Source organism: Paenibacillus haidiansis (assembly GCF_036553665.1).
In the GTDB taxonomy this organism is placed as follows: domain Bacteria; phylum Bacillota; class Bacilli; order Paenibacillales; family Paenibacillaceae; genus Fontibacillus; species Fontibacillus haidiansis.
On the sequence record NZ_JAZHPZ010000001.1, the window covers coordinates 812,445 to 829,920 of the forward strand.

At 52.2% G+C, this 17,476-nt stretch carries 14 protein-coding genes; 7 read left to right on the top strand and 7 right to left on the bottom strand.

What is annotated here, in order from left to right; all coding sequences use genetic code 11:
* Positions 1 to 26: 26 nt before the first annotated feature.
* Positions 27 to 884, bottom strand: a complete 858-nt coding sequence (locus tag V3851_RS03830; protein WP_414859260.1) for an ABC transporter permease — start codon at positions 882 to 884, stop codon at positions 27 to 29.
* Between the two features lie 388 nt (positions 885 to 1,272).
* Between V3851_RS03830 and V3851_RS03835 the strand changes: the two genes are divergently transcribed.
* Entirely contained in the window at positions 1,273 to 2,157 is an 885-nt protein-coding gene (locus tag V3851_RS03835) for a carbohydrate ABC transporter permease (protein WP_331845145.1), read from the top strand.
* Between the two features lie 138 nt (positions 2,158 to 2,295).
* Here the strand turns inward: V3851_RS03835 and V3851_RS03840 are convergent, their stop codons facing one another.
* Entirely contained in the window at positions 2,296 to 4,551 is a 2,256-nt protein-coding gene (locus tag V3851_RS03840) for an AraC family transcriptional regulator (RefSeq protein ID WP_331845146.1), read from the bottom strand.
* Between the two features lie 170 nt (positions 4,552 to 4,721).
* Between V3851_RS03840 and V3851_RS03845 the strand changes: the two genes are divergently transcribed.
* The 5 genes from V3851_RS03845 to V3851_RS03865 all read left to right on the top strand — a co-directional run bounded on the left by V3851_RS03845 (position 4,722) and on the right by V3851_RS03865 (position 11,409).
* A complete protein-coding gene (locus tag V3851_RS03845) occupies positions 4,722 to 5,723 on the top strand; it encodes a LacI family DNA-binding transcriptional regulator (protein WP_331845147.1) in 1,002 nt (333 codons plus the stop codon).
* A gap of 547 nt (positions 5,724 to 6,270) precedes the next feature.
* The gene (locus tag V3851_RS03850) at positions 6,271 to 7,704 is read left to right on the top strand and encodes a tagaturonate reductase (protein ID WP_331845269.1); all 1,434 of its coding nucleotides are present in this window, start codon (positions 6,271 to 6,273) and stop codon (positions 7,702 to 7,704) included.
* Positions 7,692 to 9,179, top strand: coding sequence for a UxaA family hydrolase (locus V3851_RS03855; RefSeq protein ID WP_331845148.1), 1,488 nt, complete (start codon positions 7,692 to 7,694; stop codon positions 9,177 to 9,179). The genes V3851_RS03850 and V3851_RS03855 overlap by 13 nt, the downstream gene beginning before the upstream one ends.
* Positions 9,180 to 9,193: 14 nt before the next feature.
* The gene (gene uxaC / locus V3851_RS03860; RefSeq protein ID WP_331845149.1) at positions 9,194 to 10,582 is read left to right on the top strand and encodes a glucuronate isomerase; all 1,389 of its coding nucleotides are present in this window, start codon (positions 9,194 to 9,196) and stop codon (positions 10,580 to 10,582) included.
* Positions 10,583 to 10,677: 95 nt separating this feature from the next.
* Entirely contained in the window at positions 10,678 to 11,409 is a 732-nt protein-coding gene (locus V3851_RS03865) for a rhamnogalacturonan acetylesterase (RefSeq protein ID WP_331845150.1), read from the top strand.
* Positions 11,410 to 11,534: 125 nt separating this feature from the next.
* On the opposite strand, the gene V3851_RS03870 is transcribed toward V3851_RS03865, so the two are convergent.
* A complete protein-coding gene (locus V3851_RS03870) occupies positions 11,535 to 12,410 on the bottom strand; it encodes a hypothetical protein (RefSeq protein WP_331845151.1) in 876 nt (291 codons plus the stop codon).
* A complete protein-coding gene (locus tag V3851_RS03875; RefSeq protein WP_331845152.1) occupies positions 12,397 to 12,615 on the bottom strand; it encodes a hypothetical protein in 219 nt (72 codons plus the stop codon). The genes V3851_RS03870 and V3851_RS03875 overlap by 14 nt, the downstream gene beginning before the upstream one ends.
* 260 nt (positions 12,616 to 12,875) lie before the next feature.
* On the opposite strand from V3851_RS03875, the gene V3851_RS03880 reads away from it, so the two are divergent.
* Complete coding sequence (locus V3851_RS03880) at positions 12,876 to 13,739, top strand: sugar phosphate isomerase/epimerase family protein (RefSeq protein WP_331845153.1); 864 nt, start codon at positions 12,876 to 12,878, stop codon at positions 13,737 to 13,739.
* A 63-nt stretch (positions 13,740 to 13,802) separates the two neighbouring features.
* Here the strand turns inward: V3851_RS03880 and V3851_RS03885 are convergent, their stop codons facing one another.
* The 3 genes from V3851_RS03885 to V3851_RS03895 all read right to left on the bottom strand — a co-directional run bounded on the left by V3851_RS03885 (position 13,803) and on the right by V3851_RS03895 (position 17,474).
* On the bottom strand, positions 13,803 to 15,128 hold the full coding sequence (locus V3851_RS03885; protein ID WP_331845154.1) for an ABC transporter substrate-binding protein: 1,326 nt from the start codon (positions 15,126 to 15,128) through the stop codon (positions 13,803 to 13,805).
* A gap of 58 nt (positions 15,129 to 15,186) precedes the next feature.
* A complete protein-coding gene (locus V3851_RS03890; protein WP_331845155.1) occupies positions 15,187 to 16,356 on the bottom strand; it encodes a M20 peptidase aminoacylase family protein in 1,170 nt (389 codons plus the stop codon).
* Positions 16,357 to 16,727: 371 nt separating this feature from the next.
* Positions 16,728 to 17,474: a radical SAM protein gene (locus tag V3851_RS03895; RefSeq protein ID WP_331845156.1), complete on the bottom strand. Its 747-nt coding sequence runs from the start codon at positions 17,472 to 17,474 to the stop codon at positions 16,728 to 16,730.
* Positions 17,475 to 17,476: the final 2 nt, after the last annotated feature.

Consider the following 17,476-nt stretch of genomic DNA (forward strand, 5'->3'; position numbering starts at 1 on the left):
TTAAGTAAATTTATAGATTGTACTAATTAGTACACTCCATCTTCCCCAAATTTCTTGGCCAGCCTGTTGGAGAGCATTACCAGAATCAAGCCGACCAAGCCTTTGAACAGCCCCACCGTCGTACTGAAGCTCAGCTGTCCGTTCTTCAGGCCGGCCGTGTAGATGTAGGTGTCGAAGATTTCGGCCACCTCGCGGTTCAAGGAATTAAGCAGCAGGTACATATGCTCGAAACCGAGATCCAAAGTGCTGCCGATCTTCAGGATCAATAGGGTAATAATGACGGGACGAATGGCCGGCAGGGTGATATGCCACGTTTTTCTCCAGCGCCCTGCGCCGTCCATTTCGGCCGCTTCATATAACTGCGTATCCACGACCGTGATCGCCGCCAAATAAATGATCGTAGACCATCCGAGCTCCTTCCAGATGATCTGCAGGATATACACCGTCCGCAGCCACTCCGGGGAAGTCAAAAAGCTAATCTTGTTAAAACCGAGTGCGGCAAGCAACTCGTTGATTACCCCACCATCCACATTCAGGAACACGTACGTAATGGATACGATGATAACCCAGGACATGAAATGGGGGAGATACATCATGGTTTGTACCGCGTTTTTAAACCATTTGTTTCGAACTTCATTGAGCATCAGCGCCAGGATAATCGGCAGCGGAAAGAAAATCACGATGTTCATGGCAAACAAAATCAGCGTATTCCTTAATAACATAAAGAACGTGGGCTCCGTAAATAAACGGATGAAGTGCTTGAAACCTACCCACGGGCTTCCCGCGATCCCCAGGAAAGGCTGGTAATCCTGAAAGGCGATCACCAATCCCCCCATCGGCAAGTACTTGAATACAATGAAGTAGACGAGCCCTGGGAAAATCATGAGATACAATAATTTGTTGCGTTTTAAGCTGGTGAGAAAGGGCGAGCTCTTCCGCTTGAGTCCGGGCTCCGATCTCACGTCCACCGGTGCTACACTTGATGCTTTCACTGAGGCAACCTCCTTGGATCGTTCCTATTTCGCTCTTAGCTTAACGGACGAAGAACGTTCCGTATATAATCATCAGATGACAGCGGTTACAGAACCCGCTCGGAACGGGCGTTTCCGGCTGTTTCGCCTTATTTGGTGATTACGAGCTAAGCTGGTGAGCATGCCTGTAACCGTCCCCGTTTTCGCGGTCCGAAAAAGACCTCAATTGCGGATTATATACGTAATCCTTCCTTCGTTGTTAAGGTGGAATTGTCAAACGACGAATGAGGAGGATATTCAAGTGGCTCAAAGTTTACGAAAAAAACATTCTATCGGCGATCGTATATTTACGATTGTCAACGGCGCTCTACTCGCGCTCATTGCTCTGGCTTGTCTCTTGCCTTTTGTCAATGTCATCGCCAGTTCTTTTGCTTCAACCCAGGAAATCGTAGCCAAGAAATTCGTCCTGTTTCCGACTACGTTCTCCCTGGACGCTTATAAGTACATTTTCTCGACACCGACGATTTTTAGAGGATTGGGCGTTTCGGTCGGTGTCACCCTGGTCGGAACCTTAGTTAGCATGGCCCTGACCGCTTTGATGGCGTACGGATTGTCCCGCAGATATCTCTACGGCAGAAATCCCATCAATTTCGTTGTCGTCTTTTCCATGCTGTTCAGCGGCGGGATGATTCCAACCTTCCTGGTGGTAAAAAGCGTGCATCTGATCGACTCCTACTGGTCGATGATCATTCCGACCGCGATCAACGCATTCAACCTGATCATTATGCGCAACTTCTTTCAATCGTTGCCGGACGCTCTGGAAGAGTCGGCCAAAATCGACGGCTGCACCGACTTCGGCGTGTTCCTCAAAATTATGCTGCCTTTGTCGCTCCCGTCGGTCGCAACGATTTCTCTCTTCTACGGGGTTGCTTATTGGAATACGTACATGAACGCCATTCTGTATCTCAACGACTCCTTGAAATGGCCGATCCAGGTGCTGCTGCGGCAGATCGTCATCGTGTCCAGCGGCATGCAGGGGGACAACAGCTCCGTAGCTATTGTTCCGCCCGCCCAATCAATCAAGATGGCCGTCATCGTCGTCGCGACCTTGCCGATGCTGATCGCCTATCCATTCGTGCAAAAGCACTTCGTCAAAGGCGCCATGCTCGGCTCGGTCAAAGGCTAAACCGCTCCCAGCAAGGTGAGGCGACGGCTCTGGAGCCGAATCCGGTTGCTTTGCTGGGACCCCATCATCATTCAAGAATGTTGCGCAGACAAGAGACCAAAAAAGGAGCCTTCTCTCGTGAAAAGGCTCCTTTTTTTCCTACACGGCTTGCCTTGCTTTGCGGTATTCGCCCGGCGTGACATGCTCTTTCTTCCGGAACGAACGGATAAAATTTTGCGGTTTATGGTATTGGAGCCGCTCCGCGATTTCCCGGATGGTCATGTCCGTCTCGACCAGCCACTTTTTGGCCATTTCCAGCCGGTAGTTCATCAGGTAATCGCTAAAGGTCGTGCCGTATTCTTTTTTGAAAATATTGCTTAAATAGTTCGGATTATAATGAAGCCGGTCTGCGATTTGCTCCAGCGTCAATTCCCGGTCGTACTCGGATCTGACGATGACGGCGATTTCTTCCGACAGACTGCGGAACTGTTTGTTCGTCTTGTCTTTCATGCTTCTGACCATCGGAAAAATGATTTCTTTCACCAGCATCCGTTCGATTTCTTCGGGATTTCGCGTATCCAGCAGCACATGGTACAGAGCGTAATTGTTCTGCTTCAGCAGAACCTCGATGCCGAGCAGCTGCTCCAGTTGAATCAGATTGTTTACGAACCGGACCAGGGCCACCTCGAAATTCATCGAATGCTTATTCTTCTTCATCATCTCGGCCAGCAGCAAATACAAACTCCGGCTGACCTCATGCTCGTCCCCGAGGCGAATGGCGTCGAACAGCTGGGACTCCAGCTCCACCGGATAATGAAGCAGTACCGGACCTGAGATGACCCGGGAGATATCTTCATAGAAGATGATCGATTCCTTGCCCAGATTGAGGCGGTGATGCAGTGCTTGCTTGCTCATTTCGCAGGCTTCTTTGCTTTCCAGCAGGCTGTCGTATGTTTTGCTGAGCCCGATGCTGATCGACACCTTCAAATATTCCCGGGCGCTTTTCATCAAGGTCGTAGCCTGTTCCATCAGCCGCTTGCGTATTTCTTGCTCGGTTTCGCCCGTGAACATCAGAATGGTCGCCTGGGTCTTATCGTTCAAAATAATCGGCAGCATCCGGCGCTCCGGCGGAATCTGTTCCTCCACCAGCTTGTTGACCGCCAGCAGCAGCACATCCTTGTCCGAGATTTCGCGTTCGCCCAAATTGTCGAGCTGGATCAGCATCGTAACGTAAAGGTGACCATCCATCCGCCTGTATCCCAGCCTGGACAGCTTCACGGCCAGTTCGTCCGCCGTAACGCGATTGCGGAACAGATTCATGATCAACTGCGTTTCAAGCTGCGGTTTTTCGGCTTCCATCAGGTTCTCGAGGCTTTCTTTCTCCGTCAAAATCGTATCGATGGAATGGATGATACTTTCGATTTCGTTCTTGGAGGAGGCCTCGTCGTTATCCAGGGACAGGCTGCGTTTGATTTGCCGGATCGGCCTTGTAAAGTATACGGCCAAAATATAAGCGACCATGATGATGAACAGCGTCAGCACCGCTCCCATCGTGATGATCCCGAACCGGGTCGTCTTCAAGGCGCCGGCGATTTCGTGTTGATCCAGCAGCGTCAGGTAAATCCAGTTGTTATATTCGGATACGGCATAGATGACTTTTGACGGGGAGGCATGGCCGCCTGACAGTTCCAGGGACAACATTCCCGTCGGTTCATGATCATCCCCGATCCCGGCAATAATCTCCTTGAATTGATTCCCGGTCAGCGCGGGCTCCTCCGGATTACTCTCATACATCAGTTCGCCTTGCCGATTTAAAATATAAACCACGCTGCCGTCCTCGGTCTGAATCGCCTGGTTCAGCGACTCCAGCGAGATGTCCGAGAGGGCGATCGCCTGTTTATTTTTGGAGAACACAGGCAGAGTATTGACAAAACGAATCCCATGGTCCGTTTTGACCCAGAACAGGCTCTCGTCTTTATTCAGCACGTAGGTTTCGAGCAGGTCGTCCCGTTCCTCTTCACTCAATTTCGTCAATCTTTCGTTCGATATCTGCCAGTTGTGCACCAGGCTGATCAGTGTGTAATCCGTTCGCTCCATTCCCATGGTGGCGATGTAGTTAAGCTGGGTGTTTACGTTCTGGTAAGCGATGAAATCCTGCTCGGTGATCGGATTTTTGACTACATCGCTGAACGAGGTCGTCGTGCTGTACGTATCGAATGCGTATTCGATCGACCGGATTTGCTGCTCCAAATTGTTTTTGGTCTGCAAAATAAAGTTCTGCTTGCTGTCGGCGATCCGTTCATTCACGGAGCTCACCGTGCTGAAATAGATATAGCTGGCAAAGCTGACTACAAGACCGGTCCCGAGCACGAGAATGGGGATGAATATCTTATAGAATAATCTTCCTCTATGCATCTATGCCGCTCCTTTTCTCAAGTATCACTGTCATTATAGCGCTTTCATAAAGCGGGGTACAATAACATTTTTCACGTGTGCAAATCATAAAACCATTGACTTATCTAGGAAATCGGAATTAGAATGAAATCGTTAAAACAAATTTCAATTCCCTGTGAAGAAGAGGTCCTATGGTTACGATTAAAGACATCGCCAAAGTCGCCGGTGTTTCGCATACGACGGTTTCCAGAGCGCTGAACGGAAATCCTCTGATCAAGAAAGAAACCCGGGACAAAATCGAAAAAATCGCGGCGGAACTAAATTATATTCCCAATTTCAACGCCAAAAGCCTGGTCATGAAGAAATCGTATACCATCGGCCTGTTTTTTTCCAGTATTGATCAGGGAACCTCGGCCAGTTTTCTTGTCGACGTCATCAAAGGGATCAATCACGCGCTGGACGAAAATTACAGTTTGACGGTACACGGGATCGACAGCATCAAGCATTTGGACAGCATATCGCCGCAGCGTTTCGACGGCATTCTGGTCATGAGCCAGAGCGACGCGGACAATGAGTTCATTTACCATGTCAAAAGAGCGGGCATCCCGCTCGTCGTGCTGAACCGCCACCTGGAGGATCCCGGGATCATGAACGTGGTCTCCGACGACAAGGGCGGCGTACGTGAAGCGATCGATTATGCCATCGCCCAGGGACACCGCAGGCTGGCGATGATCGAAGGCAGAGCCGGGTTCAAGTCCTCGACGGAACGCAAGCAGGGCTTTCTTGACAGCCTGCTCGCCCACAGCTTGGCGTCCAGCTCCGATTATTTCGCCGCCGGCGATTACAGCATCGAGAGCGGACATCAAATGATGAACCGTCTGCTTGCCCTGCCGGTCCCGCCGACACTCGTGTTTTGCGCCAACGACGATATGGCGATCGGCGCGATGAACGCCTGCTACGCGACCGGGGTCGCGATTCCGGGCCATGTATCGCTGATCGGGTTTGACGATATCGTGTTCGCCAAATATACGAACCCCGCGCTGACCACGATCCGCAGACCGATTGCCGACATCAGCGAGCTGGGTACCGAAAAGCTGATTGAGCTCATGCAGGACCCGCAAATCCCGCCGGAGCAATCGCTGGTGAAAACGACGCTGATGATCCGCCAAACCGTTGCGAAGCTGGAGGTTTGAGGCGACCGTAACGATCGCGAGGCGCATCGGAGCGCTGAATCGGCTCCCTTGGAGTATGGCGCCGGGTGAGGTGTCGGGTCGGGGTATGGCTAGGCACATCGATTGGGCTCGCCGGCTTGACTGTTGAAAGGCACATCGACCGGGCACCGGCTCTGCCCCATGGACGTGGCACATGACCGGGCATCGGCTCTCTGCCCCATGGACGTGGCACATGACCGGGCACCGGCTCTGCCCCATTGGAAATTTCCAATGAAACCAGGCATCGGTAACTCTTATTCCTGGCTTGATTGGAAAATTCCAATGAGCATGTCCCATTTCCGCCGGAAACCGCCGAATATCGCCGTTTTGATTGGATATTTCCAATCGGGATCGAAGATCGGCGTTCTACTGCCGCTTTTCATTGGATTTATCCAATTGAAGACGAAGTCACGTCGGTGACTTATTAAGCTTCCTTTTGTTAAAAAAAGAGTTCACCCTCTTTTTTTAAATAAAAATGTTCACGTGTGCATAAACATTATTAACCTTTGAAAAGGAGCGAGACATGAACATGACACAACCGCTTTCCAGAAGTACGTTTCCCGATTTGCCCTCCTATCCCGAGCGGATGATCCAGTTCGGGGAAGGAAACTTTATGCGCGCCTTTGTGGATTGGCAGTTGCAGCAAATGAACAACAAAGGCCTGTTCCAAGGCAGCGCGGTGCTGGTCCAGCCGCTCGGACAGGGCCTCGGTGAGATGTTGGCCGAGCAGGATTACCTTTACACCGTGCTGTTGAACGGTATACTGAACGGAGAGACGGTCAGCGACCGGGAAATTATGACCAGCGTCAGCCGTCTTGTGAATCCGTACACGGACTATGACACTTTCCTGGCCTTGGCGGAGAATGACGAGCTCGAATTCATCACCTCCAATACGACCGAAGCCGGAATCGCCTATCACCCCGGAGACAAGCTGGACGACGCGCCGCAGAAGAGCTTCCCCGGCAAGCTGACGGCCCTGCTTTACAAGCGCTTTCAACTGGGCAAGAAAGGCTTCATCATCATCCCTTGCGAGCTGATCGACCGCAACGGCGAGAAGCTGCGCGAGATCGTGCTGCAATATGCCGCCGAATGGCAGCTCGGCGACGAATTTACGGCATGGCTGGAGCGGGAAAACACGTTCTGCTGCAGCCTGGTGGACCGGATTGTGCCGGGCTATCCGCGCGACAAAGCGGAAGCGCTGGCTGAGGAGCTGGGCTACCGCGACAATCTGATGGTCACCGCCGAGCCGTTCCTGTTCTGGGTCATCGAAGGGCCGGCGTGGCTGGCCGACAAGCTGCCGCTTTCGCAAGCCGGGCTGAATGTCGTCGTCACCGAAGACATGACCCCTTACCGGGAACGGAAGGTTCACCTGCTGAACGGCCCGCATACGGCCATGGTGTCCCTCGGTCTGCTGGCCGGCCTGGAAACCGTGGAAGACGTCATGAACGACGGCGTGTTCTCCGCATTCGTCAAAGAGCTGATCGACGAAGAGCTGATCCCAATGTTGGATTTGCCGCGCGAGGAATTGCAATTTTTCGCCGAAGCGGTTCAGGAGCGCTTTAAGAATCCGTTCATCCGGCACGAGCTGACTTCCATTTATCTCAACAGCATTTCCAAGTTCAAAACCCGCCTCTTGCCCGTCCTTCTGCGCTACCGGAGAGAACGCGGGGAACTGCCGAAGCTGATGACCCTTTCCTTTGCGGCGCTCCTGCTCGGTTACCGGGGCGATAAGCTTCAGCGTCAGGACAGTCCGGAGGTGCTGGCCGTATTTGATGAGGCCTGGAAGAATCCGCAATCTTTTATTCAAGTTATTCTCCAAAATGCCGGCCTCTGGGGAGAGGATTTGTCGTCCGTACCCGGTCTGGCCGAAGAGCTGGAAGCCGGATTACGGAAGCTTGATGAGCTGGGCAGCCGCAGCGCCCTGCAGCAAAGCTTGGAAGGCGGGATAGCATGCAAAGATTAATGAAAATGAATGCCCGGGATACGGTGGCCGTCGCCCTCCGTCCGATCCAAGCCGGGGAAGAGATCGCATTCGAAGGACAGACCTACAAGGCCAATCAGGATATTCCGCAAGGCCATAAAATCGCGCTGACCGATTTTGAGCCGGAGGCGATCGTCACTAAATACGGATATCCGATCGGCCATGCGATTACGGCGATCGCCAAAGGCGATCATGTGCACACCCATAATTTGAAGACGAATTTGGCCGGAGAAGAAACCTACGAGTACGTACCCGACCTGCATCCGGTGACCTATCCCAACCGGGGGCTGACTTTCGACGGATACCGCCGCAGCAACGGCAAGGTCGGCATCCGCAACGACCTGTATATCGTGCCGACCGTCGGCTGCGTCAACGGCATCGCCGAGATGATGATCACCGAATTCAAGGCGCTGCATCCCGATCTCGGCACCTTCGACAATGTGACGGTGCTGAAGCATCCGTACGGCTGCTCGCAGCTCGGCGACGATCACAAGATGACCCGCAGCATCCTGCTCGATGCCGTGAATCATCCCAATGCCGGCGGGGTGCTCGTGTTCGGGCTCGGCTGCGAGAACAACATCGTCTCCGAATTCCGCAGCATACTGGGCGACTATGACGAGGACCGCGTCAAATTCCTCGTCGCCCAGGAGGTCGGCAACGAGGTCGAGGCCGGTCTCGCCCTGCTGGAGGAGATCTTCACGGCGGCCTCGGACGACCGCCGCGTGCCCGTCCCGCTCAGCGAGCTCAATGTCGGCCTGAAATGCGGCGGCTCCGACGGCTTCTCCGGCATTACCGCCAACCCGCTGCTCGGCGCCTTTTCCGACTTCCTCATCTCCCAGGGCGGAACGACGGTGCTGACGGAGGTGCCGGAAATGTTCGGGGCCGAAAAGATGCTGATGGCCCGCGCGGAAAATAAGCAAGTGTTCGAAGACATCGTGTCGCTGATCAACAATTTCAAACAGTACTTCCTCTCTTACGGCGAGCCGGTGTACGAGAACCCTTCGCCGGGCAACAAGGCCGGGGGCATCAGCACGCTGGAGGACAAATCGCTCGGCTGTACGCAGAAAGCGGGCACCGCTCCCGTGGTCGACGTGCTGCAATACGGCGAGAAGCTGCGCAAAAAAGGCCTCAGCCTGCTGCAGGCGCCGGGCAACGATCTCGTCGCTTCCTCCGCCCTGGCCGCCGCGGATTGCCAGCTTGTGCTGTTTACGACCGGGCGCGGCACGCCGTTCGGCAGCTTTGTGCCGACGGTGAAAGTCGCCACCAATAATGAGTTGTACGCCAACAAACAGCACTGGATGGATTTCAACGCGGGGCCGCTGTTGGAAACCCCGATGGAGGAAGTGCTGGAGCAATTCATCGATTATATCATCGCCGTCGCCAGCGGGCGCAAAACGCGCAACGAACAGAACGAAGTGCGCGAGCTGGCTATTTTTAAAACCGGAGTAACCTTATAAAGGAGCCATGATCCATGTTTCTGAACGAACATTTTCTGCTGTCAACCCAGGCGGCTCAAGCTTTGTTTCATGAGCATGCCGCCCGCATGCCGATTATTGACTACCACTGCCATCTCGATCCGAAAGAAATTTACGAGAACAAGCCTTTCAAAAACATTACCGAAGCCTGGCTGTACGGAGATCATTACAAGTGGCGTTTAATGCGGACCAACGGGGTTCCGGAATCCCATATTACGGGCGACGCCTCCGATTACGACAAATTCCTGGCCTGGGCCCGGACGCTGCCGCGGGCGATCGGCAATCCGCTGTTCAGTTGGACCCATCTGGAGCTTCGCCGCTTCTTCGGGATCGAAGAGCTATTAAATGAAGAAACGGCTCCGCGCATCTGGGAGCAGGTGAACGAGAAGCTGGCCGGCGAAGACTTCAAAAGACGGAATATTATCAAAAACGCGAACGTCAAGCTCGTCTGCACGACGGACGATCCCGCCGACAATCTGGAGTATCACAAGTTGTTGAAGGAAGAAGAGCCGGCTTTCCGCGTTCTGCCGACCTTCCGTCCGGACAAAGCGTTAAACATCGACGCGCCGGGCTTCCCGGATTGGCTGAAGCGGTTGGAAGCCGCTTCCGGGATGGCGGTAGCTTCGTACAACGACCTGCTTGCGGCGCTGCGGGCCAGGGTCGATTTCTTCCATGATCACGGCTGCCGCCTGTCCGACCATGCGCTGGACGTGCTGCGTTATCAAGCCGGCGACGCCGCCGCGGTCGAAGCCACGTTCCGCAAACGGCTGAACGGAGAAGCCCTTTCTCAGGAAGAAGTGACCGTTTACCGTACCGAGCTGCTCACGGCCCTGATCGGATTTTACCGGGAAAAAGACTGGACGATGCAGCTTCACATTCACGCCTACCGCAATAACAATACGCCAATGTTCGGACGGCTCGGCCCCGACACCGGGTACGACGCCCTGAACGATCTGCCGCTGACCGAATCGCTCTCGAAGCTGCTCGACCGCGCCGAGACCGGGTCCGGCCTGCCGAAGACGATTCTGTACTCCTTGAACGCGAAGGACTACCCTGCGCTGTTGACTTTGATGGGCTGCTTCCAAAAGGATACCCCAGGCAAGCTGCAGCTCGGCTCCGGCTGGTGGTTCAACGATACCCGCAGCGGCATGCGCGAACAGTTGTCCCTGTTCGCCGAACACAGTCTGCTTGCCGGCTTCGTCGGCATGCTTACCGACTCGCGCAGCTTCCTTTCTTATACGCGCCACGAATATTTCCGCCGTGTCCTGTGCGAGCTGATCGGCGAGTGGGTGGAACGCGGCGAAGCGCCGGACGATCTGAGCCTGCTCGGCCGGATGGTCGAGGATATCGCGTATAACAACGCCGCGAACTATTTTGGGTTTTAGCGGAGGTCCCTGGGAGCGTGTTGGTACTTGGCGGTAACGTGTTGGAAACGTGTTGAGAGCATGTTCGAAGCATGTAGAAGCAGGAGGAATTTTCGATGTCTTGTACTTTATTTATAGCCGGTGACTCCACGGCGGCGCTGAAAGGCGCCTCGGAGAAGCCGATGACCGGCTGGGGCGAATATTTGCAAGGTTATTTCGGCCCGTCCGTTCAGGTCGATAACCGCGCGGTCAACGGGCGGAGCACTAAATCATTTCTTGCGGAGGGGCGGCTGGCCGCGATCGAGAAGGATCTGCAAGCCGGAGACTACCTGTTTATCCAGTTCGGCCACAATGACGGTAAACAGGAGGACCCGGCCCGCTACGCCGATCCGGAGCGGGATTACCCGGGCAATCTGCAGCGGTTCATTGCCTGCGCCCGCCGGGCCGGCGCCGCGCCGGTACTGCTGACCTCCGTCAGCAGACGGCGCTTCCTGGAAGACGGCGCGCCCGATCCGCTGGCCGTCGGCGCTTACCCGGAAGTCATGCGGCAGGTCGCGGCGGAGACAAACACGCCGCTGCTCGATATTTTCGCGGCCTCGCAGCAGCTGTACGGAGCACTTGGGCAAGAAGGAAGCCGTCATCTGTTCATGCATTTGCCGGAGCGAGCTCACCCGAATTACCCGGACGGCATCAGCGACGACACTCATTTCTCCGATGTCGGGGCCCGGCAGATCGCCAGGCTGGTGGCACAGGCGATTAAACAATGCGACGCCCTGCAGCAACTGAGAAGTCATCTCATTGGGTCTGCCGAAGCCGTGCTGCCCGGCGGAGAGGTCCGGCCACTGTAAACGGATTTGTCTACAATATATCATTCGGCCCTGGAAAGCGCCGCCAAATCCGGCGGCGCTTTCGGCAGGGCGACAAGATGCTTGCACCACGCCGGAAATAAAGAATCCCCCTTTGCGGGGGATTCTTATACGGTATAGCACAAATAATCCAATTCAGTTTCCATCACATCATACAATGAGTCTTCCGTTTCCAGTATATTACTAAAGCATTGTCCAAGTTGTCGATCAAGAACATATTGTTTCGTAAAATGTCTTTTGGTAATCCCATTGATCGCCAGCTCCCAGCTTGCGATGTTTCGTTCCAGCGAGTGGACCAAACATAATCTGCTTTCCTCGGAATCATCTTTTTCTTTTAATATTTTCAATAGAATTCTCTTTCTGTCCGTACTTCTGGTGAAAATAGTACGTGACAAAGAGTATACATTATGGTCTCGCCTGGGTATGGCATCATCCAGCTTTATAGCGCGGCTGTCGCAGTACTCAATGTACTTTTCAATTACTTTTCTGCCCGATAGTATGTCGCTTTTACTGTCTGTACCTTTATAGTTTTCTATAATCGCATTGAACAATTCATGGAATCTGCCGGGCAGTTTAGCCAGCTCTTTTGCATTGATATCAATGGTGAAGCATCGGAACTGATAATTGAAAGCTTGGACAAATTCGGCTTTGTTCGCAACCCCCATGCTTTTGTTTTTTTCATAGGGCGTAAAATTCGCTTTGTTATGGTTCAAATAGTTGTCCAAATAATAATATCTTTCATCATCTTTATCGACTATGAGGAAATAATGACTGTCCGCAAGTTCGACATCATCTTTGTTAAGTTCTTTTTTGTAAGTTTTGTAATAGGGGACGGCTTTCATTAATGTATTAACAAAAACTACATTTCCTTTGTCGAGAAGAGAATCTATGACTTCAAGCGCTTCTTCCCCCCGATCCCGGGATTCAAATCGATTTTTCTTTATCACATAATTGGATGCATCATTAATTTCATTTAGCTCCAATGAAAGCACCTTGTCGCAAGGGGATAATATGCAAGCGGGTTGAAAAGTCATCCACATAAGCCTTCATTAACATATGGGGATCTATATATTGCCTTAGGAAAAAGTACACATTTCTAGTAAAACAATTTCCTATGCGCTGCAGAAACCCAATTTGCTCGCCTGCTGAGTCGTAATAAAATTCGGCATTAAGGTCTATTTGTGCCATCTTGATCCTCCACAAATTTTGAAATGTTCAGTCTCCTTCATGCTTTTTTATACACTCACAGATTATAATTATTCTTGTATAATTTCGTAAATAATCATTTAGTCAGATTGGCTTAAAAATAGCGTTATGCTCTTGATTTCCGGTCTACGCCTTAGATAATGACACCTCGCCGGCGTGATGAGTACCTCACAAAATCTAAAATTCTATACATTATATCTAAATCGGAATCTTATTTTGCTGTTGAAAGGAAGGAATTATCGATGGTGAATAAAGCAGCCCCTGCAGTTCCCCCGCTAAATTTGGGCGTCCGTGCCCATGATTTCGCGCGGGCTCCACTGGATGAGCTCATCGGGAAAATCAAACGGCATTCGTTCTCCCATATCCAGTTCGCCGTAAAGAAGTCATTTCCCTTAGGCGCCCCGGATTTATCCGCGATCAGCCCCGGAACCGCCGCCTATTTCGGCGGCGCTTTCCGGCAGGCCGGCATTCATATCGCCGTGCTCGGCTGCTATGTCAACATTGTGGATTCGGACTTGGACAAACGGGCGAAAGCCTTGCGCGACTTCGGCACGCATCTGCGGCTGGCCAGAGATTTCGGCGCCAGCCTCGTCGGCACGGAGACCGGCAGCGTAGGCGAAGGCTATACGGCAGACAATTTTACGGAGGCGGCTTTCCAGAAGGTTATAGCTTCCGTCAGAGTGATGGTAGCCGAAGCCGAGCGCTTCGGCGTGACGGTGGGGATCGAAGCCGGGCAAAACCACCCGCTTCATTCGGCGCCTCTGGCGAAGCGGCTGCTGGACGAAGTGCCTTCGAACAATCTTCAGATCATTCTCGACTGCGCGAATCTCATGTCCCCGGCTAACTATTTGCGGCAGGACGACATTATTTCCGAAGCGATCGAGCTGCTCGGCGACCGGATCGCCGTCATCCATTTGAAGGACTTCATCGTCGAACAGGGACGAATCGAAATCGTCCCGGTAGGTAAAGGGCGGCTGCATTTCCGCCCCATTCTTCACTATATGAAATATAAACGCCCCCATATCCACGGGATTCTCGAAAGCACCCCGGAACCGGATATGGAGGCGAGCATTACATTTTTGCAGCAGCTTTATGATGAGGTATAATCTCCGCCATCGGCGAACCCCCCATAACCTGAATTCAGGTTACGGGGGGTTCGCTTTGACATTTTAATCGGCGTCCAATTGTTCCAACGTGAATTCAATTTCCTCTTCCATGGATTGAAGCGCATCCCGAACCGTATGCTGCTCAGACATGATTGCTCCCATATGTTTTTGAGAGATTTCATCTATTTTTGGGAGAAAAGCCAGGGGAAACTTGCGCATTTGATTAATAAGCGTGATATTAACATGCTCAATATGATAAAAGGACTTCTCCCTTTCATCCATCGTCTCCAAATTCGGCCTCGTCGGCAAATCCACCGTATTGATCTGCGGCAATAATTTCGCGTAATTTTCACCGGATACATATTGCAGGAATTCCCATGCTCCATCAGGTTCGTTGGCTACGGTAGGAACGGCAAATATTTCGTTCATATAAACGCTATTGCCGGTATTCGGATGATCCGCGCTTACCGGGAGCGAAACCGTTCCCCAATCGAAATCCACCGGAGCTTGTTGTCTAGCGGTATTTGTTAGTGTCTTATAAAGGGTTGATTCGTCTATCGCCATTGCTATATTTCCGATCAAAAAAGGGTAAGCGCTGCGTTCAACTTGCTCAATTCGTGTAGAATCATTAGATTTGATTCCGTTGGGGTCATAGCAAACATTAGTTTTAAAGCAATCCGTAACATTCTTGAAGATTTGACTCCATGATTCCGTGTATAAAGTGATCTGCTCGTTATTGCTAAAAGAAAGGCCGCTGGATTCGCCAATTTTCAGCGCCATCAAAAACGGATTTGACGCGTCCTTATGATATAAGCCATATTGCGAAGCATTATTTCCATTTTCCTCGGGAAATCTTTGCGCCAATTTGAACAATTCATCCCAGGTCATTTGGTCTGTCGGGTACGTGATACCATAACGATCAAAGAGATCTTTATTGTAGTATAAGGCCTGTCCGGTAAAAACCGGGGTTAACCCATACAGTTGTCCCTGCTCATCTTGTAAAAATTCAATAACGGCCGGCGAAAAAGCCGTTAAGTCAAAGCCTTTGCTTTGAACCAGTTTGGTAAGCGAAGACAATTTGCCGCTATCCCTTAGAACGAGGTAAGATTCCATCGGAACCGAGACAACATCCGGGCTTTCTTTATTAATCAGATTTTCGATGGTTTGCGTAACATTGGTTTCCGGATCCATGGTTTCGATAATCGATATGACCTCCAAGTTGGCATCCGGATGTGTCGCCAGAAAATAGCTTCCATATTGCCGATTAAATATGGTTTCGTTCCAGGCAAGAACTTTTAAGTTGAAGTTTGACGGTTTTTCTTTTTCTGCGGAACAGCCAGAAATAATTATTATAAAGAACATAAATAAAGAAACGCTTTTCCTAAGCATTTTTATTTTGCCCCTCTATATCATATTATTGTGAATATGCTAATTCTGGCTGTCGCTCTCAGTTTGTTAATTGCTGCAACGCACGCTCCGCCAGCCGTGCAAAGAACTCGGCGCTGACAGGGAGGGCGCTCTCGTCAAGCGTAAAGTCGGGATGATGCCATTCCCGCGTGCCGGCGGTGCCCATGAACACGAAAAGCCCCGGCACCTTTTGCTGGTAGACGGCGAAGTCTTCTCCCGCCGAAGATAATTGCGGCGTTATCGGGTTGTACCCCAGCTCGGCCGCCACACCCGTGGCCAGCTCCGCCAAGGCGTCGTTGTTGTCGATCGGCGGCGGGCCTTCGACCCAGCGCACCGTGGCGGTCGCGCCGAAGGCCGCGGCCACCGTCTCGGCGATATGGGCGAACCGCTCCATCACGAGCTCCCGTGTCGCAAGATCAAAGGTACGCAGCGTACCTTCCATCACCGCCCGCTGCGGGATGACGTTCCACACCGTCCCGCTATGAATCTGCGTGACGCTGACGACGGCGCTCCGCAGCGGGCTGACATTGCGGCTGACGACCGATTGCAGCGCCGTCACGATATGCGCGGCCGCGACGATCGGGTCGACGCCCGCGTCCGGCACGGCGGCGTGGGTGCCTACGCCGTCAACCTCAATCACAAAACCGTCGGCCGCCGCCATCAGCGGGCCGCCCTTGATCCCGATCGTGCCTACCGGCAGATCGGGTTTGTTGTGCATGCCGAATACGGCCTGCACACCTTCCAGCGCGCCGCTCGCGATGACCTGCTTCGCCCCCGTCGCCGTTTCCTCCGCCGGCTGAAACAGCAGCCGGACCGTGCCCGGCAGCTCCGCTTCCCGCTCCTTCAGCAGGACGGCGGCTCCGATCATCGCCGCCGTATGGAAATCATGCCCGCAGGCATGCATTTTCCCGGGAATCGTCGACGCGTAGGGCAAGCCCGTCTGCTCCTCGATCGGCAGCGCGTCGATATCGGCGCGCAGCGCGATCACCGGCCCTTCCCGGTGGCCGCCGATCTCGGCGATCAGCCCGGTTCGCAGCGGATAGTCAGCGATCCGCACTCCCGCCTCCGTAAGCCGCTCCCGGATGTACCGGGTCGTCTCCACTTCCTCATTCGCCACCTCCGGATGGCGATGAAGATGACGCCGGATTTCAATCATTTTATCGTTAATGGGTTTCATGTGCTCATTCTCTGTTCCGGTTCCGGACTGCATCTTTCCATCCTCCTTACAGTCATAAACATATCAAATTTATGATAAACCTCCGGCCGGAGATCGGCAAGCCGGGGCTGAATCTCGCTCCAGCCATTTCCCATAAAAATACCACAAGCGTCCGCCTATTTCGAAGACACCTGTGGTATAATTTGGGTTCTGTATTTATTCTCGCGCTGCTCACATATCTGAATAAACGAAAATAACCCGCCCAGGTTAGCGCCAAGGTGCGGATTATTCTCTGCTCAACATTTTGGAGGTTTCCCACCCAAGTGTTGTACCGGGGAGGCTGTGGCGCAGCCTCCTTGTTTCTATTGTTATCTTACCATATTATACAATATACCTCAATCTTACGGGTTATTTGAAGTAGCAGATCAGTATCTGTCCAATAATACCTTCTCGTCAAAATTATCCATACACTCTTCCCAGGTTTCGGAGACGACCAATTGGATGTTGTTGTCGTCTACATTAAGATGCTCGTATCTGCCGCATTTCGAACAGAGGGGGTTGAACATCTTGGACATGTTTTCAACCGTGGCGTCCGCCAAATCTTTGATTCCGATATTATATTTAAAGAACTTATCGATCGCCCCGCCGACGGCGCAGCAGTAAAATCCGGCACGGTTTAATCCGAGGCCGCAGGCTTCCGTGGTCCAGCATCCCGTATATTCATGCTCCTTGTTTTTGGGGAGATCGCAGGGAGCCTGATGAACTATATTAAATCCCTTTTGATAATTATCGACTTTGTTGGTGTTCTCGATCATTATCGTAGGATAGTTTTCCTCCAGCCACATTAATTTCTTCTTTGTAACAGGGGTATATCCATTACTGGAAACTATCAATCTCAGCGACGGGTTATGTTCTTCCTTGTAAGCAAACAAAATGCGGACGATCTCTTCGAAATCGGGATGAATCGTAGCTTCGCCGCCCATAATTCTGATTTGTTCCCACGGGTGGTTAAGGGCAACGGATTGGCTCACCAATTTCCGGATTTGTTCCACATCCATATGCGTGTCTTTGTTTCCGGGCATTAACGACAACCCTCTGTCACAATTTAAGCAAGCAAGCGAACAGGCATGAGTGATATCGATTTCAAGCTTTTTAATGTTGGGGATTTTCATTT